The sequence below is a fragment of the Acidobacteriota bacterium genome (genome assembly GCA_020845575.1).
Lineage (GTDB): Bacteria > Acidobacteriota > Vicinamibacteria > Vicinamibacterales > Vicinamibacteraceae > Luteitalea.
The window spans coordinates 144,243-169,206 of record JADLFL010000044.1 but is presented as its reverse complement, the minus strand read 5'-3'; the positions used below and the strand labels follow the sequence as shown (position 1 = coordinate 169,206).

Genomic DNA, 24,964 nt, shown 5'->3' with positions numbered 1-24,964 from the left:
GACACGAAATGGAAACTGCGACCTCGCGCGGTCTTGTTCAGCCGGGCCGTATCGATCACTATCTTTCGACGGATGGAACAGTATTCCGTATGATGGAACAATGGCGACGCAGACATCAGCCGAGAAGACGCTGCACCTGCTCGAAGTCCTGAGTGGGGAGCCTGGCGGCATGGCGCTGCGCGACCTGGCCCGGACCACCGGGCTGCCGCCTGCCACGGCGCACAGGCTGCTGACGGTGCTGCGCCGGCGGGGGTTCGTGCGACAGGACGGCGAGGGCGGGCGCTACGTGCTCACCTTGAAGTTGCTGGACCTCAGCTTCCGCTACCTCAACGGGTCCGAACTCCGGTTGCACGCCTACCCGTCGCTGCGCGAGTACGCGACGCAGACCACCGCGCGGGCGTTCGTTTCGTTGCCGGCGGGCGAGGTCACCTACGTCTGGAGCAACCAGGACGAGGCGGCGGCCATGTACACGGCGTACGGGAAGACCATGCCGGGACATTGCTCGCTGTATTTCACCGAAGGCCAACAGCGCCGATTGAATTGCGCGAGGCTGTGCGCCACGGGAGACGTGGCGCGATCGACGGAGCTGGTGCAGCGGCTGGGCGACGCCTCGTCGCCCGGCGGCTATCGGCTCAATTGCGCGTGCGCGCCGGTGCGCGACTACCGGGGGCAGGAAGTCGCCCGGGTGGGCGTCTTCACGCACGCGCGCGACGAGGGGCCGCTGCACGACGAACACGTGCCGGCGGCCTGGGATCTGGCCAGGGCGACGTCAGTGCGGCTCGGCTATCTGCAATAGGGGCTTTTCTCAGGAGGAATCGTGGCGTACGTTATCACCGAACCCTGTATCGGGACCAAGGACACGGCCTGCGTGGACGTGTGCCCCGTCGACTGCATTCACCCGCGGAAGGACGAGGGTGAGTTCGACGCCACGCAGATGCTCTTCATCCATCCCGATGAGTGCATCGACTGTGGCGCGTGCGTGCCGGCGTGCCCGGTCGAGGCGATTTTCGCGATGGACGAAGTGCCTGACCAGTGGCAGTCGTATATCGAGAAGAACGCCGAGCACTACCAGAAGTAGCCGCGTCGCCAGGTCGTCGAGGCGGTGCGTCACGCTGTCCCACGGGAAGGCCCGACCGGCCGCGCCGGTCCAGGATGGTGAAGATGGCTCAACTCCTCGATGGCCTGCGCGTCAACAGGTTCCGGTTGCTCGCCGGGACGGCGGTCCTGACGGCGGCCGTCCTCACGGGCGGTGCCCCACACGCGGGTGCGCCGCTCACGGGACGGTCGGAGTTCGACAGGGGCGTGGCGCTCTTCGAGGACGCGAGATACCGCGATGCGGTACTGGTCTTCACCCGCGCGCGCGAGGTCGATCCGGATCTCCACGCCGCCGCCACGCGCCTCATCGTCCGATCGCTGCTCCGCGTCGGCGACTTCGGCCGTGCCGAGGGTGAGGCCGGTGGGCTGGTCACCCCGACGGTCGGCGTCGAAGACCTGGCGCTGCACGGCGAGACGCTCTGGAGCACCGGACACTTCGAGGAAGCCAACGCCCGGTACACGACGGCGCTGGCACTCGATCCCGCGCACCCGGCGTCGCTGCACGGCATGGCGCGCATCCTCGACGCGCGTGGGAAGACGGCCGACGCGCTGGTCTCCGTCGAGCGGGCGATCGAACGCGAACGCGGAGTCGCCGAGTACCACCACACGCGGGCGTATCTGCTGGAACGGCTCGGCAACTACGGCGTGGCCGCCGACGAGCTCGAGCGCTATCTGCGCAACCTGCCGCGCAAGGGCTTCAAGGGCCAGATCAAGCTCGCGCGGGCACGCATCAAGTTCCTGCGCCACTTCCACAACCGCACACCCATCTCCATGTCCGACGCCGTGCGCCGGCAGGTGCACGTCATCCCGTTCCGTGTCGAACGGGAGAAGCTGTTCGTCAAGGCGAGTCTCAACGGACGCTACGAACGGGAACTCGTGGTCGACACGGGGGCCGAGATGACGGTGCTCTCCGAGGACGTCGCGCAGATGGCGCGGGTGTACTCGGTGGCCGAGACGCTCAGCGCGGGCGTGGGCGACGTCGGCCTGCGACGGCTCAAGCTGGCACGCATCGCGCGCCTCAAGATCGGCACGCTGGAAGTGGAGCACGTGCCGGCGATGGTGAAGGATCCGCCGCTCAAGAAGTGGCCGTCGGCAGACATCGACGCGTTCTCGCCGCTGGCGCTCGGCCTGTCGATGCGCGTGGACTACGGCGCGAAGGAACTGATCGTCGCGCGCACGCTCCCGAAGGCATCGGGCACGCCGACGATGGAAGCGCCGCTGTGGGTCCATCGCCTCGCCACCGTCCGCGGCCGGCTCAACGGAGATCGCCCCGCCGCCTTCGTCGTCGACACGGGCGGACAGGCGATTTCGATCAGCCGGACCGCGGCTGTCGGTCTCGAGCAGTTGGGCCGCTTCCGCCGCATCCCGCTCCGCGTGTTCGGGTCGTCGGGCTGGGATCGCGACGCGTTCCTGCTCCCCGGCGTCGACCTCGAAGTGGACGATGTGCGGATGGCGCAGACGTCACTGGTGGTGCTGAACCTGCGCGCGCCGAGCGTGCTCCTCGGCTACGAACTGGGCGGCATCCTCGGGCACAAGTTCCTGAGCAAGTACCGCGTCAGCCTCGATCTGGACGAGGGGATGATGCGGCTGGACTGACAAGGTCCGCTTCGATGGCCGCCAGGCGCCGCTTGGCGGCCAGCCGCTGATCGCGCCGCACCTGCGCTTCGGCAGCCATCGCGCGATCGGCATCCGTTTCCGGCACCAGATCGGGCACCTCCACGCGCCGGCCATCCGCGTCGATCGCCACGAACGTCAGGTAGGCGTGCGAGGTCAGGCGCCGCTCACCCGTCAGCGTCTGCTCACTCATCACCCGCACCTCCACCTCCATCGACGTCCTGAACGTCGCCGTCACCCGCGCGTGCAGGATGATGAGGTCGCCCACCTTGATGGGATGCAGGAACTGCAGCCCGTCCACCGCCGCCGTCACCACGCGCTGCCGCGCGTGCCTGAAACACGCGATCGCCCCCGCGATGTCGATGAGGTGCATGACCGTGCCGCCGAGGATGAACCCGAGCGGATTGGCGTCGTTGGGCAGGACGACCTGGACCATTTCCGTAACAGCCACGGTCAAAGGGTAAAAGGGAAAGGGTTAAAGGGTAAAGACAGGGAAAAAGGGGAAAGGTGGAAAGGGTAAAGGGAGAGGGGGAAAGGCTGTGTAGGGGCGCCCCTTGTGGGCGCCCGTGTTGACGCCCTGTTGACAGACTACAGAGCGGAGGTGTGGCGTCCCATGTAGAAAGGCAACATGCCATGGAGATTCTGCAGGGGACGCTCGGCATCATGGTGCTCAAGACGCTGCTCGCGATGGGGCCGCTGCATGGGTATGGGGTGGCGCGGCGGTTGGAGCAAACTGCTCGAAGCCGATCTGCGTGCGGCGGGTCGCTGCGGCGGTCGCAGACGACGCAGGACGTGCGTGATGCGTGGACGTGGCCGTCTGCCGAGCCCGCGTGGCAAAGCGTGCGCCAGAGCCTGCGTTCACGGTCGCGTCGGTGCTCACGCTCGCGATCGGAGTGGGTGTGCAGACCGCGTTCACCGGCGCGGAAGTCCACGCCGTTGGCGAGCACCTTCGGAGCGTCGAGTCGTTCGCCTGGTATGGCGGCAGGCGCATCTGGAACTTCGAGACCACCGGACAGCCGGTCAGCGTGACCGGCGGACACGTGTCGAGGCGCCTGTTGGCCGCGCTCGGTGTTGCGCCACGTCTCGGACGGTGGTTCACCGACAGCGACGACGTACCGAACGCGCCGCCGGTGCATTCCTGCGCGAGAGTCTCGTCGTGCTCGTGGCGGGCGTGTGCGCCGGACTCGCCGGCGCCGTGGTCCTCGTCAGCGCCCTGCGCGCACAGATATGGGGCATCGCCCCCTTCGACCTGACGACGTTCGCCACTGTCGTGATGATCCTGGCGGTAGTGGTACTCCTCGCCACCACCGCCCCGGCCAGACGAGCCGCCCGCACGGAACCAGCACGGGCGCTCAGGGCAGACTGAGAAAAGGGAAAAAAGGCCAAAGGGTAAAGGACAAGGACAGGCCCAAAGGCGGAAGTGTCGAAGGGCGAAGGGAAAGCACGAAAGGCACGAAAGAAGGCGGAAGGACGCGGAAGGACGCGGAAGGACGCGGAAGGACGCGGAAGGACGCGGAAGGACGCGGAAGGACGCCGTGGCCCCTTCCGCCTTCTTCCGTGTACCTTTCGGTCTTCCGCCTTTGGGAGTGTCCTTATCCTTTTCCCTTTTGACCCCTTTCGATCCCTTCTCTTAGAAGTCGTATCCGATCCAGACCTTGAAGCGCGACTTGCGGAAGCCGGCGCTGCCGCCGTTGAAGGCGAAGGCGATGTCTTCCCATTCCTTGTTGAACAGCGTGCGCCACGACCAGTCGAAGTGGATCGGGAATCCGAGGAGGAAGGTCTCGAGGCCGAGGCCGTAGGAGGCGCGGCCATCCTTCAGGCGGAAGCCGCTGATGACGCGTGGGTCGCCGTAGACGGGCACCGGGATGCCGCTCTCCGGATTGGTCGGGTCGGCCTGGAAGCCGACGATCGGCCTCACGACTTCATCGGCACTCGACGCGAACTGGTACGACGTCGATGCGGTGTCGCCGCTGAAGCTTGCTGACGAGGGACGACCGAAGAGGCTCGCGCCACCCACGCCCGCGAAGAGGACGGCGCGGACGCCACCCATGACGCCGATGGGCGTGAGCATGGCTTCGATGAGCGGGAACCGCAGTTCCGCGTTGGCGAAGAACCCCTTGTTGCCGAGGAACTCGAGATAGTCGTAGCCGCGCAGTTCCGAGTTGCCGCCGAAGAAGAAGTAGTCGGGCACGTCGCCGTCGCTGTGGAAGCCGCGGATGCGGAACGCCGCGACGCCGTTGGTGGCGATGCGCTGGTAGTAGCGTGCGTCGGCGTCGAACGTCTGCCGTGCGAGCGTGTTGCCGATCTTCGGGGCCACGGTGTAGGCGAGGCGGAACGTGTGGCCGGCCAGCGGGCCGTACTCGCGGAACACCGTGGTCTCGCGCGTGAGCGCGACGGTCAACGGCACGGCCGTCCCGTTGTTGAAGAGCGATCCTCCGTAGAGCGCCTGCTGGTAGGCGTCCGAGTAGTCCTGCAGCGACTGGTCGCGGAACTGATCGGAGTAGTGCGACACGCCGCCCGAGAGTTCGACGCGCGTGTAGCGGTTGAACGGGTAGATGGCAAAGACGCTCGCGCCGTTGATCGACCGCGTCGCGATGGCGTCATCGCGCCTGAGGAAGTAGGTGAGCGACGGGTCGTAGAGGCCGGGCATCAGGCCGTAGTAGAACTGCGTCTGCGAGTACGCCTGGATGGCGAACTGCGTGCGGTGCGACAGGTTCGAGTACGACCCGGCGAACGTGCGGTACTGCGCGACAGACGCCGCGAAGAACGTGAAGTTCTGGTCGCCGAGCACGTCGCTGAACGAGATCGCCGTGCCGCCGAACAGGTCGCCGCCGCTCGTCACGCCCACGTTGATGGGCGGCCGACCGTCGAGGAACATCTTCTCGAAGCGGCCCTTCACGCGGTTGTTGGCCGGGATGAGCGTGTGGGTGAGCGGCGCCTGGAAGTCGATGACCGGAGCCGCCTCGCCGAAGTCGCTGGAGGCCGCCGCCAGCAGCGGTTCCTTCAGCGGCAACAGGTGGACCTCGTACTCGTCCTTGTACGGCGTCACGAACGCCACGCGGCGCTCCTCGCCGCCGGCGAGCGGCATGGGCGAGAAGATGCCCGTCAGCGTGTCGGTGTACTGCGCGAGCGCGCCGGTCTTCAGGTCGAGCGTCCAGAGGTTGAAGATCTGCCCGTTCCTGACGACCTCTGGATCGACCGGCGCTGCCGGATCGACTGCCGTCGACGGGAAGACGATGAGCGTGGGGGCGAGGAACTGCGCTGCCCCTTCGTCGTGCGTGCCGAACGTGAGCTGTGTCTTGGTGCCGCTGGCCAGGTCGAGACGGAACAGCTTGTCGTTGCCGCTGATCCGCGCCAGGTAGATGAGCGACGTCCCGTCGGGAGAGATCGTCGGCGCGTAGTCGGCAAACGCGTCGGACGTGAGATTGCGGATGTCGCCGGTCTCGATGTCGAGTTCGAAGATGTCGCCGACGGCGTTGCGCAGCGCGGAGAAGTAGACCTTCCGGCCGTCGAGCGAGAACTCCGGCGACTCGGGCACGTCGACGTCGGCGAGGTAGAACCGCTTCTCGATCTTGCCAGACACCACGTTCTGCAGGATGAGCGAGCGTTGCTTCTCGGTCCGCACGAAATAGGCCAGTCTGTCGCCCACCGGCGACCACGCCAGCCACGGCACGCGGATCCACCGCGCGCCGGGGAGCGCGATGTACTCGAAGCCCTTGTCCTTGCTGAAGCCGGGCGTCAGGTTCCTGACAACGGAGCGGTCCTTGGTGGACAGCAGGATGATGTCGACTTCGCCTTCCTTGCGATTGCCGGCCACCGCCGCGAGCAGGTCACCCGACGGAGACGGTTCCACAGAGAGGATCGCCGTGAACTTCGACTCGCGGCGATCGGGCGCCAGGTTGCGCCCGTAGTCGGCGGGACGCTCCTTGTCGCGGAACGCCTTGAAGCGATCCTTCATGTACTTGTCGAACTGCTGATCGAACTCGTCGGCCGTGACGCGGAAGGCCTCCTCGAACGCGGCGTCGCCGCCGCCGATCACGCTCTTGCGCAGCGCGAACAGGAACTGCCTGATGCCTTCCTTGCCCCATCGCGCCTCGACGAACTCGAAGCACGCGTGCCCGAGGTTGTAGACGAGCCGCGAGGGGCCCGACGCGCCATAGCCCTCCATCTTGCTCATCTTCGGGATGATGTCGGCCACCGCCGCATCGCGGACCGTCATCAGGTCGAGGGGGTTCCACACGCCGGCCATGTAGTCGGCCAGCCCCTCGTCCACCCACAGCGGCACGGTTCGCCGCACGAGCGAGCGTGGGATGATGTCGAACTCGAAGATGTGCGTCAGTTCGTGCGTGATGAGCCGGTACAACTGGTCTGGCGGCTCGTCGATGGGCACGAGCATCCTGTTGCGTGACGGCTCGGCGAACGCCGCGACCCCCTCGCTGACCGCGCCCGGGATCACGTTCTGCTGCTGGAACTCGGACTGCGTCTTGAAGATCAGGAGCGGGACCTTGAAGGCCAGGTCGTGCTTCAGTTCCGACGAGATCTTCTGGTACGCGCTCTCGGCATACCCCGCGATCCGCTCGAGGTGCTCCTCGGTCTCGGGGTAGTAGTACACCTCGAAGTGGTCGGTGGTGTAGATCTGCCACTTGAAGTTGTCGTAACGGACCTCGTTCTTGCCGAAGTACGGCACGAATGGCGTCTGCGCGAGCGCGGGCATTCCACTCGACGCCAGCAGGACGCCTAGGGCAGCGACGCGGCGCCACGCACGTAACGGCGTAAGCATGCAATCTCCTCGGGACGTGCGAAAAGGCAGGGCGCTGGGCACACAGCTGGGCAGCTCTGCGTCATGGTACTGCAAACAGGGGAACCGGCAACCGGCAACCGGCGCCGGACACCATGACCGAATACCGGCACTGCGCGCGATGGTGATGTCCGGTTGCCGATTGCCGGGTTGCCGGTTGCCGGCTGCTACACTTGACTTCATGAACATGCGGTGGATCCTGGCTGGGGTGGGGGCGTTGGGGCTCGGACTGGCGGCGGTGCCCTTCATTCCGCTCGGCACGAGCACGGCGGCCGTACCCGGGGCGGCGGTGGCGGGCTGCGACGCGAAGCCGACGCGGGCCGACTACAGCTTCACGGTGACCGACGTGGACGGCAAGTCCGTGCGTCTGGCCGACTACACGGGCAAGGTGGTGATGCTCAACTTCTTCGCCACCTGGTGCGGGCCGTGCAAGTTCGAGACGCCGATGTTCGTGCAGCTCCAGGAGCAGTACCGGAGCCAGGGCGTGGCGTTCATCGGCGTGCAGGTGCAGGACGACCCCGCGCTGCTCGGGGCCTTCCGCGACGAATACAAGGTGAACTACCCGCTGCTGGTCGCCAACGAGCGCGACGACATCGACGAGGCGTACGGCCCGCTGTGGGGCCTGCCCATGACGCTGATGATCGGCCGCGACGGCACCATCTGCAAACGTCACATGGGGCTGGCGTCCAAGGAACAGGTGGAGAAGGAGATCAGGCGGCTTCTCTGACGGCAACCGGCAACCGGCAACCGGCAACCGGACACGTCATCGCCTGGACGCAGCGCGGCAGGTCAGCAGGCTCGGTGCTATGATCGTCGGGTGTCGACCGACAGAGCCCTCGGAGGATTCACCCACGCCCGGCTCGCGTGCGGTTGCCGTATCACGTTCCGCGCGGGCGTCGAAGGCAGTCCGGTCGTGGTCGTCGTCGACGACAAGTCGCCGCAGTGTGCGTCGACGCTGCACGTAGCCGGACTCCCGGTGTTCGACACGCGCGAATCGCTGCGCCCCTCGACCCGTCTCGGGTTCCTCGAAGAAGAAGAGTACGAAGAGGAAGGCTGAACGTCGGCCTTCGCTTACGAGTCTGCGCCGGCGACCGAGTCGCCGGACGCGGGAGGCGTGTCGGTCTTCCCGTCCCGCTCCACCCCCCGCCCGGCCCGCACGAGGGCCTGGCGGAGGACGAACTCGATCTGCCCGTTGAGGCTGCGCAGATCGTCGTTCGCCCACCGCTGCACCGCGTCGAGCACCAGCGGATCGATCCGTACGAGGAAGGCGCGTCGTTGAGCCATCGTCCCTTCGGCGCGGTTTCCTACTGGTAGATCGTGCCCGCGTTGATCACCGGCTGCGTGCTGCGTTCGCCGCAGAGGACCACGAGCAGGTTGCTCACCATCTGCGCCTTCCGCTCCTCGTCGAGTTCGACCACCTGCTTGGCCGAGAGGAGCTCCAGGGCCATCTCCACCATCCCCACGGCGCCTTCGACGATGCGCTGGCGGGCGGCGATGATGGCGCCGGCCTGCTGGCGCTGGAGCATCGCGGCGGCGATTTCCGGCGCGTAGGCGAGGTGGCTGATGCGCGCCTCCAGCACCTCGACGCCGGCCTTCGACAGGCGCTCCTGGATCTCCTCTTTCAGGTGATCGGCCACCTTCGCCGTCGAGCCGCGCAGCGACTCGTGGTCGTCGTGCCCGTCATACGGGTAGCTCGTCGCCAGGTTGCGCAGCGCCGACTCGCTCTGCACGTGGACGTAGTTCGTGTAGTCGTCCACCTCGAATACGGCTTCGGCCGTGTCCACCACGCGCCACACCACCACAGCGGCGATCTCGATCGGGTTGCCTTCGAGGTCGTTGACCTTCAGCTTCGACGATTCGAAGTTGCGCACCCGCGTCGAGACCTTCAACTTCGTGTAGAGGGGGTTCGCCCAGCGCAGGCCCGGCGTTCGCGTCGTGCCCACGTAGTCGCCGAACAACTGGAGGACGCGCGCTTCGTTGGGCGCGACGGTGAAGAGGCCCGCGAGCACCGTCAGCATCGTGACAAACAGCAGGAGGGCCCCACCGAGCTGCGCCCCGTCCTTGGTCTTGATCGCGGAGATGAACCACCAGCACGCCAGTGCCGCGCCCGCCACGCCCACGAGGAGCATCAGCGCGCCGTTCATGACCGTTCGTTCACGTTCGCGAATCATCGAGGTTCCTCCGTGCGATGGCTCCGGGAGCCGACCCTGCCGTGTGATGTCGAAGTGATATCACATTGGTAGCATACGAGTCCATAGCCGAGAGGTTCCACGGACGAGCCTGCGGCGCAGGGCGGCTTACGGCTTACGGCTCAAACGGAAAAAGGGCTTGTGTCGGACTCCGCGGGTGTAGGGGCGACCCTTGTTGTCGCCCGTTGCGGCGCGGGCCGGGCTCGGAGAGCCGGCCCTACCAACTGCGGCGGTAGGTAGGGTCGGCCCTCCGGGCCCGACCGTCGAAGGTCGGCGGGCTACTGAACGGTCGAGGGCATGTCGAACTCGACGTCGACATCCTGCGAGGTGATGTACGGGCCTGACTGCTCCTTCGGCGCTCACGAGCTCGAGCAGGCCATCCACGACCTGTTCCCGCGTGAGGGGATCGAGGCCTTCGAGCGGCTCGTCGAGCACGAGGACATCCGGGTGGAACGCGAGTGTCGCGACCAGCGCGGCCTTCATGCGCTCGCCTCGCGACGCACGCACCAGGCCCGTCGATGGCGACAGGGTCAGCAGATCGAGCAGTCGGGTCGCGAGGGCGGCATCCCAGGTGCGATAGAGCGGGCGGCAGTACGCGAGGAGATCGCGCACCGTTCGTACGGCCGGCAGGTGCTGGCACTCGGCCATGTAGCCGACGCGCGCGAACACCGACGCCGGAAGCGTCCGTGTGTCGTGCCCCATGAGGGTTGCGCGCCCGCGCGACGGCTGGAGCAGGCCCACGAGCATCTTCAGCAGCGTGGACTTGCCCGCGCCGTTGGCGCCGATGAGCCCCACGGCCTTGCCGGCAGGCACGTGCAACGACACGTCGTCCACGGCGGTCTTGCTGCCGAACGCGCGGCGTAACGCGTCGGCGATGATGGGATCAGCCACGACGGGCTCCTTTGCGAACAGGATCGAGACGCTGCCACTCTGCCTCGACGAGGTCCGTGACGTCGGCAAGCGACAGGCCACGGCGTCGCGCTTCGAGGACGAGGTCGGCGGCCTGCGGACGGAGGTGCGTGGTGCTCGACGCGCGAGACGCCGGAGGCGGCACCGCCACGCGCGTGCCCACGCCGGGATGGACGTGCAGCAACCCCAGCGCCGTCAACTGCGCGACGGCCTTCTGCGCCGTGTTCGGGTTGATGCGCAGGGCCTGGCTGATCGTCCGCACGGACGGAAACGCGTCGCCTGCCTTCAGTTCGCCACTGACGACGGCGCGCGTCACGGCCGACACGAGCTGCTCGTAGACGGGAATCGCCGGCACGAGCTCGATGCGGAAGGGTAGCACGAGTGTATTAGTGCAACTAGTACGGTGGCGATGTCAAGGGGCACAGCCGGCAACCGGCAATGGGCCGTCTGATCGCCGGTGTAGCCGCCGGATTTCATCCGGCGGGCGGTGATCGCTGACTGCCGGACAAGTCCGGCGTCTACGCTGTGGTGGTTGACAGGCACCTCGGTTGCCGGTTGCCGGTTACCCGTTGCCGGAATCGATGTCCTACACTGCTCACGTGTTCCGCCTGCGTGTGCTCGCTCCGGTCGCGGTGCTCGTCATCTCTGCCGTCGGTGGCGCTGTCGTGGCGCCGGACCTGTTGCACGCCCAGGGCGGACGCCGGGGCCGTGCGGCGGCAGGCGCCGAACGGATCACCGAGCGTCAGTTGCGCGCCGACCTGACGTTCATCGCGTCGGACGCGCTCGAGGGGCGCAAGACGCCGTCGGCGGGACTCGACGTCGCGGCCGCGTTCATCGCGTCGCGGCTCGAGCGCATCGGCCTCACGCCGGCGGGCGACAACGGGACGTTCCTCCAGACGCTCGCGCTCACGCGACGACAGCTCGACGAGGACGGCACGAGCCTGACGATCGGCGACCAGCGCTTCGCGGCCGGCGCCGGCTTCCTGCCGCGCGACGCCTATGGCAGCGCCGACGGCGGTCTCGTCTACGTGGGCAACGGCACGGTGATTCGCTCGCGTGGGGTCGATCCCTACAAGGATGTCGACGTGCGCGGTCGCTTCGTCGTCTCGCACCTCGGGCTGCCCGTGGGATTTTCGCGGTCCGACCTGACGGGCCCGCGCGGTGACGACTGGGAGTTCACCGAGGACGCGGCGCGCGCGCGTGGGGCCGTCGGCGTGCTCTATCTGCCGGACTACCCGACGCTCGACGCATGGAACGCGACGCTCGAGACACGTCGCACGCGCAGTACGGTCACCGTCGATGCGTTCGCCTCTGCTGACGCATCTGTCCTGCCGTCGGCCACGCTCTCGGTGCGCGCCATCAGCGCGTTGTTCGAAGGCGAGCGCGTGTCATCGCAGGAGGTGTTCCAGCGCGCCGTCCGTCGCGAACCCGCGGAGCCGTTCGTGCTGTCGCCGGGCAAGCGCGTGCATCTCGTCGTTGCCGCGAAGACCGCGCGCGTGACCACGAGCAACGTGGTGGGCGTGTTCGAAGGCGGCGATGCGCAGGCACGGCACGAGTACGTCGCGCTCGGCGCGCACTACGATCACCTCGGCGTGGCGTCGACGCCGAACGCTGCCGGCGACGCGATTTACAACGGTGCCGACGATGACGGGTCCGGGACGGTGGCGCTGCTCGCGATGGCCGAGGCGTTCGCGTCGACGTCTCCGCGCCAGCGCCGCTCGCTTCTCTTCGTGTGGCACACGGGCGAGGAGTCCGGCCTCTGGGGCTCCCGCTACTTCACCGACCATCCCACCGTCCCACTCGATCGCATCGTCGCGCAGCTGAACGTCGACGTGATCGGACGTGGCCGCGACGTAGGGTCGCCCGTGCCCGCCGGCGCGCTGCCGCTCACCGAGCGCGATTCGGTCTATGTGGTCGGTTCGCGGCGGATCTCCGAGGCCTTCGGCACGCTCGTCGCCGAATCCGCCGGACCGTCGGGCGTGCGGTTCGACTACGCGCTCGATGCGCCGGACGACCCCGCCGATATCTACCGGCGGAGCGACCACTACCTGTACGCGAAGCACGGCATCCCCGTCGCGTTCTTCTTCACGGGCCTGCACGCGGACTATCACGGCCTCGACGATGAGATCGACCGCATCGACTTCGCGAAACTGCGCCGCGTGACCGGGGCGATCTACGGCACCGCCCGCACCGTCGCGGATACGCGCGAGCGCTTCACGCCTGCCCGACAACGTGCGGCAGCGACACTCCCGTGAGCGTCGCTGCGCGCGCGTCGCGGACGCGGTGGCGCCGGACGGGGCTGCCCCGCCCGCAAGCGCGTCCGCCGTACAACGACCGTTCGCGCTGAGGACGGGTTGGGTTGTCGAGCGGCAGGACCCGCGTCCTCACCCGCGCCGAGAGCCGTCGGGAAGGACGACGTCGGCGACGAGGGGGAGGTGATCGCTGGCCACCAGCGTGAGCCTGGTGCGGGGGAGGCTGACCTTCTCGACTTCGAGTCCACCTGCCACGTAGATGTGATCGAGGTGAAACATCGGCAGTACGCCGGGATACGTGCGGCGCCGACGGAGGTGCTGCGAGAGATCGACGCCTTCGAGCATCGAGCCGAGCGTTTTCGACGTGAGCCCCTTCACCCACTCGTTGAAGTCGCCGAGCAACGCCCTCGGGCCGGGCATGGTGTGGTCGGCGACGAACTCGGCCAGGCGCGGCGCCTGCTTCCGACGCTCCATGACGGCGGTGCCCAGATGGACGTTGAAGAGATGCAGCACCTGCCCCTGCAGGTCCACGTCCACCCGCATGCAGCCGCGCGGCTCGCGCTTGTCGCACGACAGGTCGCACGCCTGGGATTGTGCGATCGGGAAGCGGCTGAGCACGACGTTGCCATACGACTTCCCGCGCAGGAGCCGGACGGCATCCATCGTCCACCCCATGCCGAGCCTGGCGGCCAGGTCTGCGGCCTGACCCTCTTCTTCGGGGCCACCGCCCACCACTTCCTGCAACGCGATGACGTCGGCATCGAGGCTCGCGATGACCTCCGCGATGCGGTCGATGCGCGTACGGCCATCCATGCCGCGGCCCTTGTGGATGTTGTATGTCGCCAGGCGCAGGCGGCGCGTGGCGGGCGCGCGAGAGTGAGCGTGCTGTGTCATGATCCCCCGACGCGCGGGGTGTCTTCCAGATTACGTCATTCCGCGTCCGGAAAGGGAACCCGCCATGAGTCGCCTCGCCTCCGAACTCACCGTCCAGTGCCCCTGCTGCCGCGCCGAGCTCGTGGTGGACGTGAACCTGAAGCGCGTGGTCTCGCACAAGGAGGCCCGCACCGGGCCCGTCCGCGAGATCGACGATGCGCACCGGCTCCTGGCGGAGGAAGCCGCCGCGCGCGAACGACTGTTCGAGCAGTCGTTCCAGGCTGAGAAGAACCGCGGCGACGACCTCGACCGCCGCTTCAAGGAGGCGCTCGAACAGGCGCGCAAGGAGCCGATCACGAGGCCCGAGCGCGCGTTCGACCTCGACTGAGACGGCTCGTGCCCGCGCGTGCGAGCGTCCGCGCGAGACGCACGGACGAATCGAACACCGATGGCAGCGGGTGCCAACGGTGCTGGCCGGTGTAGTAGAGCGGCTTGAATCCCGGATGCGCGGCTATGAACGCGTGGTAGCGGCGGCGGAGCCCGTCGATGCGCGCGTTGCTCGTACGCAGCGCGACGTGCGGAAGGTCGCGGAGCAGCTGTTCGATGTGCCAGAGATTGCGCGTGGAGCAGCGCCAGTCGTAGCGGTCGACGGTCCGCAGGTCGAGCACGCCGTAGCCGGTGATGCGTCCGGTGGCGTCCACGTACGGATCGACGTAGCTGGCGGCGAGCGCGCGGAGCGTGCGGAACGCCGGACGCCTCCCGTGCAGGCCAGGGTCGCGCGACCGGCCGATGCTGCCCCAGCCAGTGGCCGTGCGGTAGACGAACACCACGTGATCGAGCTTGTCTTCGGACTCGAGACTCATCACGAGCGGCGGCCAGCCGTGCGCTTCGAGGATCACGGCGGCGCTGAGCGCGGCTTCCATGCAGTGCGCCGTGCCGAGCGCGACAACGGTGCGGAAGGACCGCTGCGTGTCGCCATCGGGCTCGGCGTTGTAAGGAAGGGCGTTGAGCCAGCGTTGTACCTCGGGAGGTGTACGCAGGCTCGCGATGAGGCGCCGTTCGGCGCGCGTGAATCGACAGGTCGGCATCACAGAGGACGTGACAGATGATTCACGTAGGGACGTCCGGATACAACTACCCAGAGTGGAAAGGCCGCTTCTACCCGGAGAAGATCGCCGCCAAGGCGATGCTCCCGTACTACGCGGGCGTCTTCGACACGGTGGAGATCAATTACACGTTCTACCGCATGCCAACGGCCGCCCTCGTGGAGGGCTGGGCCGCGCAGGTGCCCGAGGGCTTCACGTTCACGCTGAAGGCACCCAAGCGCATCACCCACGATCGCCGGCTGAAGGACGTCTCGGACCCGTTGCGAGCGTTCTGCGCCGCCGGTGCCGCGCTCGGCCCGCGCCTCGGGTGCGTGCTCGTGCAGCTCAATCCGCACTTCAAGTGCGACGCGCCGCTGCTGCAGGCGTTCGTCGACGAACTGCCGCCGGCGCTGCGTGCGGCGTTCGAGTTCAGGCACCCGTCATGGTGGACCGACGAGGTCTACGCCATCCTGCAGTCGCGCAACCTCGCGCTGTGTCTCGCCGACAGTCCCGAGCGCCACACGCCGCTCGTACGCACCGCCGACTACGGCTACCTCCGTCTGCGCGACGAGGGCTACACGGACGCCGACATCGAGCGCTGGGCGCGCTACGTCCAGGATCAGCAGCCGCACTGGCGCGAGACGTTCGTCTACTTCAAGCACGAAGACGAGGGCAAGGGCCCCGAGTTCGCATCGCGCTTCAAGGCCTGTCTGAGCTAATCCGCGGCCGGCACTGTGGCGCGGGTCCTGTCGCCGGACAGCCCCACCCGTCCTTGGCGCGAACAGCGCGGGTACGGGAGGCTCGCCTGCGCGCGGGCGGGGCGGCCCCGTCCGGATGACAGGGAGAGGGGGGCATATTGCACGTGACTTGAATGGTCAATATGATTTCACATGATGAATCTCGGATCGAGACAGTCCGACATCGCGCCGGAGGTTGTTCTCGCGAAGGCTGTGCTCAACGCTGCGGCGCGACTCGACTTGCGCCAGCGCGACGTCGCCGCGATCCTCGGCGCGAGCGAGGCGTCCGTGTCTCGGCTGACACGGGGCCGCGGCATCGACCCGTCGAGCAAGGAGGGCGAGCTCGCGCTCCTCTTCCTGCGTCTGTATCGGAGCCTGGATACGCTCGTCGGCGGTAACGACGCGCAGGCGCGGGCGTGGCTCTCGGCGCAGAACGATCATCTCGGAGGCGTTCCGGCGGAACGGCTGGCGAGCGTGCAGGGGCTGGTGGATGTCGTCCGGTATCTGGACGGCATGCGCGGCCGGATGTGACACACGTGCTCGACGATCTTCGGAAGGCGAGACTCCGCCCGCTCCGGCTGTCGCCCTGGCGCGTGGTCGAGTCACAGCATCACGTGTCGACGCGCAAGCTGGTCGACTCCCTCGAAGAGCAGGCGCTGCTCGAACAACTCATCGAAGCGGCCAAACCACCGTCGCGTGCCGGTCGCCTGCACGTGCTGCTCTCCACGCCGTTCCGCTATCCGCCGCTCGAGCACGGCTCGCGCTTCGGCGCACGGCACGAGCGAAGCCTCTGGTATGGCTCCGAAGAGCGGCAGACGGCGTTCGCCGAGTTGGCGTACTACCGTCTGGTCTTTCTCGATGGGACTCGTGCCGATCTCGACGTCGTCGCCACCTGGCACACGGCGTTCATGGTACGGGTGCGGACCACTCGCGGCATCGACCTGACTGTCGCGCCGTTCCGTGCGCATCGGGCGACCATCACATCGCCCACCGACTACGCGGCGACGCAGGCGCTCGGCCGGGCCATGCGGGACGCGTCGGTGGAAGCCTTCAGGTACCCCTCCGCGCGCGATCGGCGAGGGGGCGTGAACATCGGCATCTTCACGCCGGCGGTGTTCGGTACCGCTCGGCCGCGCGATCTGGAAACGTGGCACTGCACGGCCACGAGGTTGCATGTCGAGTGCGTGCGGCGCAACTTCTTCGACGTCGCCGCCTTCACCTTCCCGCGTGAGGAGTTTCTCGTCGACGGTCGGCTGCCCGCACCGGCCACGTGACGGGACGTTGGAAGCCCCGGCTGTTCTGCCTCAGGCGTGGCGCGTGGTCGGGCGCTCGTCGAGTACCCACTCCCATGCCGGCCGTACGTGGACGACGCCTGACGGCAGGGCGATGGTGCCGGACTCCTCGCTCGTGACCAGCGTGGCTTCCTTGATCGACAGTTCTTCCATGGCCTGCTCGAGTGCGCGGACTTCGCGAGTGCGCGTACCCTCGTCGGCGAGCGTCCACGCGACCTGGACGAGGCCCTCTGACTCGGAGTGGAAGTCGACCTCGTAGCCGCTGCGCGTCCTGAGGTAGTGAACGTCATGGCCGCGTCGGCGCAAGGTCAGGAATACGAGGTTCTCGAGAAGACGGCCCTCGTTGTGCAGCCGTCCTGTGGTTGCCGCGTTGATGAGACCGTTGTCGATGACGTACAGCTTCCGCGGGTTGGTGTTCTGCTTCTGCACCGACTCGCTGAGCACCTTGACCGGGAAAACCGCATACGCATCGTGGAACCAGTCCAGCACCTCGCTGAGATGGGCCTTCGCGGTGCCCAGGCCTTGCGCGCGCAGCAGTTCCACGCATCGATTGATCGTCACGGAACTCGCGAAGCGGTTCACGAGCAGCAACAGGAATCGCCGGATCATCGTCGGAGACGACGTATCGTGCCGCTCGATGACGTCCCGCAGGAGCAGGACGTCCAGGTACTCCTGGAGCATGCGCACCTGCGTCGACCTGTCGAGTCCGATGGTCTCCGGGAAGCCTCCTTCCATGAGGTACCGTCGGAAATGGGCCTTCACCATGGCCTTCTCGTCGGCCCCGAGCGGCAGTCGCGATGGCAGTACGCCCTGAAGAGCGAGGAACTCGGGGAAGTCGAACGGGAAGACTTCGTAGGACAGGCTGCGCCCGCGCATGGCCGACGCGATCTCCTGACTCAGCAGCTTGGCGCTCGATCCCGTGACGAAGACGCGACGATCGCGGACGCGGAGTTGTCGCTCGACGAACGCTTCCCATCCCTCCACCACCTGCAGTTCGTCCAGCAGCAGGGTGAGGGGCTGCGCCGGGCGCGTCTGCGGATACACGCGGTGGAACGCGTCAAGCAGGGCGCCGAGATGTGCGCCCGTCAGGCCGGCGAGGCGATCGTCCACGAAGTTCATGTGGAGACAGAGTCGTCCGGCACCGGTTTGGTCGTCTCCGGCCTGACGAAGGAGTGTGGACTTCCCGGATCGTCGGACGCCCTTGAGGACGACTGCCTTGCGCGGCACGACGGCGTAGTCGAGCCCACGGTGCAGGTACGGCGTGGCGGGCTCGTCCCGTGTCTCGGCCAGGATCTCCGTGAAGGCAGACTGGTAGTCCATCGAGTCCAGTTTGCTCGCTGACTGGACTCAAATCAAGTCCAGAGTGACTCGTCGCCTTCCCGGATGCGCGCTGAGCGAAATGTATGAGCCGAGTGTATGGTGTGTGTCCACATCCCCGGCATCGCGGCATTCGGCATTGCAGACGCCAGTGTGCCAACCCGGCGAGGATCGACACTTCGGAGGACGACTGTCATGACCAACGTTGCGCTTGTCACCGTGGCCCTGCTCTTCACTGCTGCTGCCGTCGTGTATGCGCAGCCGTCACCGGGGGCTGGTCCCGCGAGACCGGCTGCCGGACAGCGCATCGTGCTGGTGACGGGTTCCACCGACGGGCTCGGCCGGGAGGTGGCGCGCCGGCTGGCCGCTCAGGGGGCCTACGTCATCGTGCACGGGCGTAACGCCGAGCGCGGTGCGGCGGTGGTGGACGCAATCGTGAAGGCCGGCAAAGGGTCGGCACGCTTCTATAAGGCCGATCTGGGCTCGCTCGCCGAGGTTCGCCGCCTGGCCGCCGACGTCACGCGCGATCATCAGCGACTCGACCTGCTCGTCAACAATGCCGGCATCATCGTGCCCACGCGCACACTGAGCGCCGACGGACACGAAATGCAGTTCGCGGTGAACTATCTGTCTGGCTACGCGCTTACGTACGCGCTGCTGCCGCTCCTCGAGCGGGGACAGTCGCCGCGCATCGTGAACGTCTCGTCGCTGGCGGCGTCGCCGCTCGACTTCTCGGACGTGATGCTGGAGCGCGGCTACTCGTCGGGCCGCGCGTACGGTCAGAGCAAGCTGGCGCAGGTGATGTTCACCATCGACCTGGCGCAGACGCTGAAGACCAGGGGCATCGTGGCGCAGGCCCTGCATCCGGCCACGTACATGGACACGACGATGGTGCGATCCATGGGGCGCACGCCGACATCCACGGTGGATGAGGGCGCCGAAGCGGTGATGAACGCCATCGTCACGACGGAGCCGAGCGGGACCTACTTCATCGGCACGAAGCCGGGCGCCCCGCATCAGCAGGCCAACGACGCCGACGTGCGCAGGCAATTGCGTGAATTGAGCCAGCGCCTGACGGGCCTCCCGTAGAATCCGGATGGCGGGTGGCGCGGCGGGCGCCATTTCCGGCGTCGCGGCACTCGGCATTGCGGTTACGCGAGGCGTTTGCTGGAGCGCAGGGTGGCCAGGGTGATCAGGAACAACCCGCACGCCAGCAGCGCGGCGATCTGCGGCCACAGGATGTCGACGCCGACGCCCTTCAGGAAGATGCCGCGGACGATCACCAGGAAATAGCGCAGCGGAATCGCGTAGGTCACGTACTGAATCCACTCCGGCATGTTCTCGATCGGGAACGTGAAGCCCGAGAGGTAGATCATCGGCGTGAGGAAGAAGAACGTGGATGTCATCGACGCCTGCTGCTGCGTCTGCGAGATGGTGCTCACGAACAGGCCCAGGCCCAGCGTGGACAGCAGGTAGATCACGCTGCACCCGAGGAGCAGCGTGAAGCTGCCGCGCAGCGGCACCTCGAACCAGGCGACGGCAGCGGCCGTCACCAGCAGCACGTCGACCATCCCGATCAGCGCATAGGGCAGGAGCTTGCCCACGATCAGTTCCCAGCGCGCCAGCGGCGTGACGCTGAGTTGCTCCAGCGTGCCGATCTCGCGCTCGCGCACGATGGCCATCGCGCTCAGGTTGGTCGTGATGACGAGCAGCAGCAGGGCGACGATGCCCGGGACCATGAAGTCGCGACTCTCGAGACGCGGGTTGAACCACACGCGCAGTTCGACGTCGACGGGCAGGACCGGTTGCCGTCCGACGCGCGCCGCCGACCGCTCGGCCGAATACGCGGCGACGATGGTGCGGGCGTAACCGAGCGCCACGCCCGTGGAGGTGGCATCCGTGCCGTCGGCGGTCACCTGCACGCTTGTCGAGCGGCCGGCCGTCACGTCGGTACCGAACCCGCGAGGGATGGTGAGCGCCATCCAGGCGGTGCCGTGCTCCAGGTGTCCATCGATGGCGCGCGTGTCCGTCGGCTCGTCCACGACGACGAAGTTGGCCGACGCCGCGAAGCTGTCGATCAGGCTCCGGCTCTCGACGGAGTGATCCGCGTCGACGACGAGGAGCGGGATGTTCTTCACGTCGGTGGTGGCGGCGTAGCCGAGCACGAACAACTGGATGATCGGCGCCATGATGACGATGCCGAACAATCGCGGGTCGCCGCGAAGCTCGATGAGCTCCTTGACGATCAGGCAGCGAATGCGACGCAGCGCCATGCGCATCAGCGCCACTCCCGCTGCAGCCGCAGCGATGCCAGTCCGATCATCACGGCGGCGAACATCGTCAACGCCGCGAGTTGCTGCCACACGACGTCGACGCCAGCACCTTTGAGTACTACTGCACGCAGCGCGCCGATGAAATAGCGCGCCGGGACGGCGTAGGTGACGACCTGCACCGCCGCCGGCATGCTGGTGACGGGGAAGATGAATCCCGACAGGACGAAGGTGGGGAGGAAGCTCGAAAGCAGTGCGATCTGGAACGCCACCTGCTGATTGGCCGACAGCGTGGAGATGAGCAGCCCTTGCCCCTGCGCGCCAACCAGGAACACGCCGATCGTCACGCACAGCAGCCACCACGCGCCATGCTGGGGCAGGCCGAAGAGGACCATGCTCACCAGCACGATGAGCACGGCCGAGACGAAGGCAATCGCCGAATAGGGGATGGTCTTGCCGAGCACGAACGCCAGCGGACTCACGGGCGCCATGCGGATCTGCTCCATGGTGCCGCGTTCCTTCTCCCGCACCACGGCCAGCGCCGTGGAGATGACGGCCGTGATCATCGAGATGTAGGCGATGAGGCCGGGCACGAGGAACAGCGTGCTGCGCAGCTGCGGGTTGTACCAGACGCGAGGTTCGAAGTCGACGAGCGGCCGCGCGGGTCCACGCCCGCCGGTCGTCTGCGCCGCCACCAACTCGGCGCCGGTGCCGGCCACGATCGCCGTCGCGTAACCGACCACTGACGATGCCGTGGTCGCGTTGTCGCCATCGACGATGACCTGGACGCGTGTGGGGATGCCGCGCGCCAGATCGCGACCGTAGTTGGCCGGAATGACCAGTGCCGCCCGTGCCTCGTTGGCGTCGATGCGCCGTTGGAGTTCCGCGTCGCTGTAGACCGCGCCCGCGAAGCGGAAATAGCCGGAGTTGGTGAACGCCGCCACGAGCGCCCGGCTCTCGGCCGAGTGATCGCGATCCTCCACCGCCAGGGCGATGTTGCGGATGTCGAAGTTCAGCGCGTAGCCGTAGAGCAGCAGGAACAGTGCCGGCACGAACACCAGGATGAGCAGCGTGCGGCGGTCGCGACGGATTTGTCGCAGTTCCTTCACCATCACCGCGCGCGTGGTGGCGATCACGCGGCCCGCTCCGAGCCGACGCTTTCGACCACATCGAGAAACACGTCTTCGAGGGAGGGATCGACCAGCCCCGCAGCCGCGACGTCGAGTCCCTGCGCCGTGAGCGCGTCGACCAGCCGCGCCGGGGGCACGTCGGCGTGACGCAGCACCGCGTGCACGGTAGTGCCGAAGATGCTTGTCTTCTCCACGTCGGCCAGCGTGTCGAGGACCGCCATGACGTCCACGGGCCGCGACGACTGCACCTCGACGATTGGCCGCGCGGCGAACACCTGTTTCAGCTCGGCCGTCGAGCCCAGCGCCACGAGGCGTCCGCGGTGGATGATCGCGAGCCGGTGGCAGTGCTCCGCCTCGTCGAGATAGTGCGTGGTGACGAGCACCGTCACGCCCTCGTGGGCCAGCGCGCCGATGAGATCCCAGAACCGCCGCCGGCTCACGGGATCGACGCCACCGGTGGGCTCGTCGAGGAAGACGATCGGGGGCTGGTGCAGCACGGCGCAACCGAGCGCCAGCCGCTGGCGCCACCCGCCCGAGAGCGTGCGCGTCACCGTGCGCTCGCGACCGCGCAGGCCGGCCATGTCCAGCACGAACGCGCGACGCTCCTCCAGCTGGCGGCCCGCCAGTCCGTACACCCCACCGAAGAAGTCGATGTTCTGATCGACGGTGAGCGGCTCGTAGAGCGAGAAGCGCTGCGACATGTAGCCGATGTGCCGCTTCACGCCCTCGGGATCGCGGGAGACGTCGATGCCGCCGACCAGTGCCGTGCCGCTCGTGGGAGCGAGCAGGCCGCAGAGCATGCGGATGGTGGTGCTCTTGCCCGCACCGTTGGCACCGAGGAACCCGAACACCCCGCCCTTCCCCACGGTGAACGACACATCGTCGACCGCCACGAAGTCACCGAAGCGGCGCGACAGGTGCTGCACGTCGATGGCAGGTCCGCCGCGATCGTCGTGGTGGCCGGACGTCATGGTCATCGTCCCAGCACGCGCGCGAGCCGTGCCTCGTTGAGCCTGATGTCGGCGAGCACCCGCGATCGGTCGAGTTCGGCCTGCAGCACTTCGAGCTGCGCGTCGAGGACGTCGAGCGTGGTGGCCACGCCGACCTCGAAGCGATCGGCGACGACGCGCTGCGTTTCCTGCGCGCTGGTCACGGCCAGTTGCGCGGGCGCCAGCGCCGCGCGACTCGACGCCAGCGCGATCAGCTGTTTGCTGACGTCGGCGCGAATCTGCGCTTCCATGTCGTTGCGTCGTTCGCGCAGCGCCTCCACGTCGTGCCGTGCTGCGGCGCGTTCGGCGGAGGTGCGGCCCGAGTCCCACAGCTGCCACGTGATGTTCACCGAGGCGTCCCACGAATCCTCCCACCGTGCCTGACGCGGGAAGATGCGCGGATTGGGCTGCGCGTAGTCGACGCCGGACACGACCGCGATGGTGGGCTTGCGCGCGGCGGAGATGGCGTCGATCCGCGCCTCGGCGCCGTGGGTGCGCGTGGCGAGCGCCGCGAGTTCGGGACGCTGCGCGAGCGCTTCGGTGATGAGCGTGGTCGCGGGGCCGGCGGCATCCGGCGGCGCGTCGAGCGCGTCGGCCGGTTCGATTGGCGCGGCATCCGTGTCGCCGATGAGGCGCCGCAGGTCCACCGATGCCGATTCGACGCGCCCGCGCGCGTCGACGAGCAGCAGTTCCTGCCGCGCGCGCTGCGATTCGCTGCGCGACACGTCGTTGGGCGGCAGCAGCCCGACGTCCACGCGGCTGCGGACGTCGGAGAGCGACCGGTCGGCTGTACGCAACGCCGCTTCGAGCACGCGCACCGTGTCGCGCGCGGTGACCAGCGCCCAGTACGCGCGTGCCACTTCGAGCCGCAGGTCGAGCCGGGCCGCTTCGAGATCGGAACCCGTGGCAGTGGCCTCGGCTCGCGCGGCACGTTCGAGCGCGGCCGTGCGCCCCGCGGTGTAGATCGGCCACGCCAGTTCCAGGCGCGTGCGGTAGTTGTTCGGGATGTCGGGATAGATGACGCGCAACTGGCCGTCGGGTTGCGGGATGCCGAACGCCTCGATGTGGTTCGTGCGGGTGTAGCCGGCCTGGGCGGTGAGTGTCGGATCGTCGCCGCGTTGCCGCAGCGTCACGGTGGCTTCCGCGCTCTGCTGCCGTGCACGACCCTCGGCCAGTCGATGACTGGTGTCGAGCGCACGCCGCGTGGCCTCGTCGAGCGTCAGGCGCAGGGGAGTGGCCTGCTGCGCGAACGCCGGCGCGACCAACGCGGCCAACATCAGTCCGACACACGGCAACACGGCAGGGGCGGCGCTCCGAGCCCGCCCCGGCATGGAGATGGCAGGGTCGGCCCTCAGGGCCCGGCCTCGCAACGACACAGTCATGACCTGTCTCCCATGGGCGCGGCGGAGTCGAGTGCCGCGAGCCTGGCAATGAACACGTCTTCGAGCGACGGCGTGATCGTCCGGACGTCGAATGGCGACACGCCGGCTCGTTCCGTCAGCGCGCGTAGCATACGACGCGCGTCCTCATCGTCTCGCGCGTCGGGCAGCCACACGTGGACGCGTTCGCCGAACACCTCGACGTGTCGATGCCCGGCGGCGCGTACGCGATCGCGCACCAGGCGGACGTCCGGCGGGAACCCTTCGACCCAGATGCCGGGCAGCGACGTGCGGAGCCGGCCCGGTCGATCGATGGCGAGCAGGCGTCCCTCGTGGACCAGTGCCACGCGGTGGCACCGCTCGGCCTCGTCCAGATACGGTGTGCTCATCAGGATGGTGATGCCGCTCTCGAGGAAGTGCGAGAGCAGCTTCCAGAACTCGCGGCGCGACACGGGGTCGACGCCGGTGGTGGGCTCGTCGAGCAGGACCAGGGCAGGTCGATGGATCAGCGTGCACGCCAGCGCCAGCTTCTGCTTCATGCCGCCGGACAACTTGTCGGCGAGCCGGCGCCGGAACGGCGTGAGCTGCGTCATGTCGAGCAGGTGATCGCGGCGCTGCGCGTAGTCGGGCACCTCGTGGATGGCGGCGAAGAACGCGATGTTCTCGTCAACGGTCAGGTCGCCGTAGAGGCTGAAGCGCTGCGACAGGTAGCCCACTTCGCGTGTGATGGCGCGGTGATCGCGCGCCGGGTCCCGACCGAGCACGCGCACCTGCCCCTCGTCTGGATGGATCAGGCCGCAGATCGAGCGGATCGCGGTGGTCTTGCCGGCGCCGTCGGGACCGATGAGTCCGAACATCTCGCCGCGCGTGACATCGAACGACAGCCCGTTCAGGGCCGTCACGGCGCCATGACGCTTGCGCACGTCGACCAGCGTGATGGCTGGCGTCGCGTCAGGAGGCGCTTCCGTCTCGGCGCGGGACTGCGTGCTGGACATGCCGTTGGTCCGGGCTCGTGTCGTCGTGGTGCGTGCGCGC

26 protein-coding genes are annotated in these 24,964 nt (G+C 67.7%); 12 read left to right on the top strand and 14 right to left on the bottom strand.

The features are described 5' to 3' along the window. Positions 1-100 precede the first annotated feature (100 nt). From IT182_13280 to IT182_13270, 3 genes are all read left to right on the top strand, one after another. Positions 101-796 carry a helix-turn-helix domain-containing protein gene (locus IT182_13280; protein MCC6164315.1) on the top strand — a complete coding sequence of 232 codons (696 nt, stop codon included), beginning with the start codon at positions 101-103 and terminating at the stop codon, positions 794-796. 21 nt (positions 797-817) lie between these two features. Further along, positions 818-1,078, top strand: a complete 261-nt coding sequence (locus IT182_13275; GenBank protein MCC6164314.1) for a ferredoxin family protein — start codon at positions 818-820, stop codon at positions 1,076-1,078. Positions 1,079-1,161: 83 nt separating this feature from the next. Next, positions 1,162-2,691: an aspartyl protease family protein gene (locus IT182_13270; GenBank protein ID MCC6164313.1), complete on the top strand. Its 1,530-nt coding sequence runs from the start codon at positions 1,162-1,164 to the stop codon at positions 2,689-2,691. On the opposite strand, the gene IT182_13265 is transcribed toward IT182_13270, so the two are convergent. Continuing rightward, the gene (locus IT182_13265) at positions 2,651-3,145 is read right to left on the bottom strand and encodes an acyl-CoA thioesterase (GenBank protein MCC6164312.1); all 495 of its coding nucleotides are present in this window, start codon (positions 3,143-3,145) and stop codon (positions 2,651-2,653) included. The genes IT182_13270 and IT182_13265 overlap by 41 nt on opposite strands. Before the next feature lie 654 nt (positions 3,146-3,799). On the opposite strand from IT182_13265, the gene IT182_13260 reads away from it, so the two are divergent. Beyond that, the gene (locus IT182_13260; protein MCC6164311.1) at positions 3,800-4,075 is read left to right on the top strand and encodes a hypothetical protein; all 276 of its coding nucleotides are present in this window, start codon (positions 3,800-3,802) and stop codon (positions 4,073-4,075) included. A 264-nt stretch (positions 4,076-4,339) separates the two neighbouring features. Here IT182_13260 and IT182_13255 read toward each other — a convergent pair whose 3' ends face one another. Beyond that, positions 4,340-7,489: a PD40 domain-containing protein gene (locus tag IT182_13255; GenBank protein ID MCC6164310.1), complete on the bottom strand. Its 3,150-nt coding sequence runs from the start codon at positions 7,487-7,489 to the stop codon at positions 4,340-4,342. Positions 7,490-7,688: 199 nt separating this feature from the next. Between IT182_13255 and IT182_13250 the strand changes: the two genes are divergently transcribed. Then, positions 7,689-8,234 carry a TlpA family protein disulfide reductase gene (locus IT182_13250; GenBank protein MCC6164309.1) on the top strand — a complete coding sequence of 182 codons (546 nt, stop codon included), beginning with the start codon at positions 7,689-7,691 and terminating at the stop codon, positions 8,232-8,234. A 90-nt stretch (positions 8,235-8,324) separates the two neighbouring features. Beyond that, positions 8,325-8,564: a hypothetical protein gene (locus IT182_13245; protein MCC6164308.1), complete on the top strand. Its 240-nt coding sequence runs from the start codon at positions 8,325-8,327 to the stop codon at positions 8,562-8,564. A gap of 14 nt (positions 8,565-8,578) precedes the next feature. Here IT182_13245 and IT182_13240 read toward each other — a convergent pair whose 3' ends face one another. The 4 genes from IT182_13240 to IT182_13225 all read right to left on the bottom strand — a co-directional run bounded on the left by IT182_13240 (position 8,579) and on the right by IT182_13225 (position 10,984). After that, on the bottom strand, positions 8,579-8,791 hold the full coding sequence (locus IT182_13240) for a hypothetical protein (protein MCC6164307.1): 213 nt from the start codon (positions 8,789-8,791) through the stop codon (positions 8,579-8,581). 20 nt (positions 8,792-8,811) lie between these two features. Continuing rightward, entirely contained in the window at positions 8,812-9,678 is an 867-nt protein-coding gene (locus tag IT182_13235) for an SPFH domain-containing protein (protein ID MCC6164306.1), read from the bottom strand. A 126-nt stretch (positions 9,679-9,804) separates the two neighbouring features. Next, a complete protein-coding gene (locus tag IT182_13230; protein MCC6164305.1) occupies positions 9,805-10,587 on the bottom strand; it encodes an ABC transporter ATP-binding protein in 783 nt (260 codons plus the stop codon). Beyond that, entirely contained in the window at positions 10,580-10,984 is a 405-nt protein-coding gene (locus tag IT182_13225) for a GntR family transcriptional regulator (protein MCC6164304.1), read from the bottom strand. The genes IT182_13230 and IT182_13225 overlap by 8 nt, the downstream gene beginning before the upstream one ends. A gap of 220 nt (positions 10,985-11,204) precedes the next feature. Here IT182_13225 and IT182_13220 point away from each other — a divergent pair, with 220 nt between their 5' ends. After that, entirely contained in the window at positions 11,205-12,860 is a 1,656-nt protein-coding gene (locus tag IT182_13220) for a M28 family peptidase (GenBank protein MCC6164303.1), read from the top strand. 129 nt (positions 12,861-12,989) lie between these two features. On the opposite strand, the gene IT182_13215 is transcribed toward IT182_13220, so the two are convergent. After that, on the bottom strand, positions 12,990-13,751 hold the full coding sequence (locus IT182_13215) for an endonuclease/exonuclease/phosphatase family protein (protein MCC6164302.1): 762 nt from the start codon (positions 13,749-13,751) through the stop codon (positions 12,990-12,992). Positions 13,752-13,815: 64 nt separating this feature from the next. Here IT182_13215 and IT182_13210 point away from each other — a divergent pair, with 64 nt between their 5' ends. Further along, complete coding sequence (locus IT182_13210) at positions 13,816-14,118, top strand: hypothetical protein (protein MCC6164301.1); 303 nt, start codon at positions 13,816-13,818, stop codon at positions 14,116-14,118. Here the strand turns inward: IT182_13210 and IT182_13205 are convergent. Then, complete coding sequence (locus IT182_13205; protein MCC6164300.1) at positions 14,084-14,818, bottom strand: hypothetical protein; 735 nt, start codon at positions 14,816-14,818, stop codon at positions 14,084-14,086. The two genes, IT182_13210 and IT182_13205, sit on opposite strands and share 35 nt — an antisense overlap. A gap of 17 nt (positions 14,819-14,835) precedes the next feature. Between IT182_13205 and IT182_13200 the strand changes: the two genes are divergently transcribed. The 3 genes from IT182_13200 to IT182_13190 all read left to right on the top strand — a co-directional run bounded on the left by IT182_13200 (position 14,836) and on the right by IT182_13190 (position 16,826). Continuing rightward, on the top strand, positions 14,836-15,534 hold the full coding sequence (locus IT182_13200; GenBank protein MCC6164299.1) for a DUF72 domain-containing protein: 699 nt from the start codon (positions 14,836-14,838) through the stop codon (positions 15,532-15,534). Positions 15,535-15,708: 174 nt separating this feature from the next. Next, on the top strand, positions 15,709-16,083 hold the full coding sequence (locus IT182_13195) for a DUF2384 domain-containing protein (GenBank protein MCC6164298.1): 375 nt from the start codon (positions 15,709-15,711) through the stop codon (positions 16,081-16,083). Between the two features lie 5 nt (positions 16,084-16,088). Continuing rightward, on the top strand, positions 16,089-16,826 hold the full coding sequence (locus IT182_13190; protein ID MCC6164297.1) for an RES family NAD+ phosphorylase: 738 nt from the start codon (positions 16,089-16,091) through the stop codon (positions 16,824-16,826). Between the two features lie 30 nt (positions 16,827-16,856). Here IT182_13190 and IT182_13185 read toward each other — a convergent pair whose 3' ends face one another. Continuing rightward, positions 16,857-18,164: an ATP-binding protein gene (locus tag IT182_13185; protein ID MCC6164296.1), complete on the bottom strand. Its 1,308-nt coding sequence runs from the start codon at positions 18,162-18,164 to the stop codon at positions 16,857-16,859. Between the two features lie 192 nt (positions 18,165-18,356). Between IT182_13185 and IT182_13180 the strand changes: the two genes are divergently transcribed. Next, positions 18,357-19,250 carry an SDR family NAD(P)-dependent oxidoreductase gene (locus IT182_13180; GenBank protein MCC6164295.1) on the top strand — a complete coding sequence of 298 codons (894 nt, stop codon included), beginning with the start codon at positions 18,357-18,359 and terminating at the stop codon, positions 19,248-19,250. Between the two features lie 62 nt (positions 19,251-19,312). Here IT182_13180 and IT182_13175 read toward each other — a convergent pair whose 3' ends face one another. The 5 genes from IT182_13175 to IT182_13155 form a co-directional block, all read right to left on the bottom strand. Continuing rightward, on the bottom strand, positions 19,313-20,434 hold the full coding sequence (locus tag IT182_13175; GenBank protein ID MCC6164294.1) for an ABC transporter permease: 1,122 nt from the start codon (positions 20,432-20,434) through the stop codon (positions 19,313-19,315). Positions 20,435-20,439: 5 nt separating this feature from the next. Continuing rightward, complete coding sequence (locus tag IT182_13170) at positions 20,440-21,567, bottom strand: ABC transporter permease (protein MCC6164293.1); 1,128 nt, start codon at positions 21,565-21,567, stop codon at positions 20,440-20,442. Next, positions 21,564-22,532, bottom strand: coding sequence for an ABC transporter ATP-binding protein (locus IT182_13165; GenBank protein ID MCC6164292.1), 969 nt, complete (start codon positions 22,530-22,532; stop codon positions 21,564-21,566). The genes IT182_13170 and IT182_13165 overlap by 4 nt, the downstream gene beginning before the upstream one ends. Before the next feature lie 2 nt (positions 22,533-22,534). After that, entirely contained in the window at positions 22,535-23,827 is a 1,293-nt protein-coding gene (locus IT182_13160; GenBank protein ID MCC6164291.1) for a TolC family protein, read from the bottom strand. Between the two features lie 101 nt (positions 23,828-23,928). Continuing rightward, entirely contained in the window at positions 23,929-24,924 is a 996-nt protein-coding gene (locus IT182_13155; GenBank protein ID MCC6164290.1) for an ABC transporter ATP-binding protein, read from the bottom strand. Between the last annotated feature and the right edge of the window lie 40 nt (positions 24,925-24,964).

Bases quoted from the DNA above. Each gene is read 5' to 3' on its own strand.
- IT182_13165 (MCC6164292.1), bottom strand. From the start codon at position 22,532: ATGACGTCCGGCCACCACGACGATCGCGGCGGACCTGCCATCGACGTG.
- IT182_13175 (MCC6164294.1), bottom strand. From the start codon at position 20,434: ATGGCGCTGCGTCGCATTCGCTGCCTGATCGTCAAGGAGCTCATCGAG.
- IT182_13200 (MCC6164299.1), top strand. From the start codon at position 14,836: ATGATTCACGTAGGGACGTCCGGATACAACTACCCAGAGTGGAAAGGC.
- IT182_13180 (MCC6164295.1), top strand. From the start codon at position 18,357: ATGACCAACGTTGCGCTTGTCACCGTGGCCCTGCTCTTCACTGCTGCT.
- IT182_13270 (MCC6164313.1), top strand. From the start codon at position 1,162: ATGGCTCAACTCCTCGATGGCCTGCGCGTCAACAGGTTCCGGTTGCTC.
- IT182_13205 (MCC6164300.1), bottom strand. From the start codon at position 14,818: ATGCCGACCTGTCGATTCACGCGCGCCGAACGGCGCCTCATCGCGAGC.
- IT182_13280 (MCC6164315.1), top strand. From the start codon at position 101: ATGGCGACGCAGACATCAGCCGAGAAGACGCTGCACCTGCTCGAAGTC.
- IT182_13210 (MCC6164301.1), top strand. From the start codon at position 13,816: ATGAGTCGCCTCGCCTCCGAACTCACCGTCCAGTGCCCCTGCTGCCGC.
- IT182_13240 (MCC6164307.1), bottom strand. From the start codon at position 8,791: ATGGCTCAACGACGCGCCTTCCTCGTACGGATCGATCCGCTGGTGCTC.
- IT182_13255 (MCC6164310.1), bottom strand. From the start codon at position 7,489: ATGCTTACGCCGTTACGTGCGTGGCGCCGCGTCGCTGCCCTAGGCGTC.
- IT182_13185 (MCC6164296.1), bottom strand. From the start codon at position 18,164: ATGGACTACCAGTCTGCCTTCACGGAGATCCTGGCCGAGACACGGGAC.
- IT182_13155 (MCC6164290.1), bottom strand. From the start codon at position 24,924: ATGTCCAGCACGCAGTCCCGCGCCGAGACGGAAGCGCCTCCTGACGCG.
- IT182_13265 (MCC6164312.1), bottom strand. From the start codon at position 3,145: ATGGTCCAGGTCGTCCTGCCCAACGACGCCAATCCGCTCGGGTTCATC.
- IT182_13215 (MCC6164302.1), bottom strand. From the start codon at position 13,751: ATGACACAGCACGCTCACTCTCGCGCGCCCGCCACGCGCCGCCTGCGC.
- IT182_13195 (MCC6164298.1), top strand. From the start codon at position 15,709: ATGAATCTCGGATCGAGACAGTCCGACATCGCGCCGGAGGTTGTTCTC.
- IT182_13235 (MCC6164306.1), bottom strand. From the start codon at position 9,678: ATGATTCGCGAACGTGAACGAACGGTCATGAACGGCGCGCTGATGCTC.
- IT182_13250 (MCC6164309.1), top strand. From the start codon at position 7,689: ATGAACATGCGGTGGATCCTGGCTGGGGTGGGGGCGTTGGGGCTCGGA.
- IT182_13160 (MCC6164291.1), bottom strand. From the start codon at position 23,827: ATGTTGGCCGCGTTGGTCGCGCCGGCGTTCGCGCAGCAGGCCACTCCC.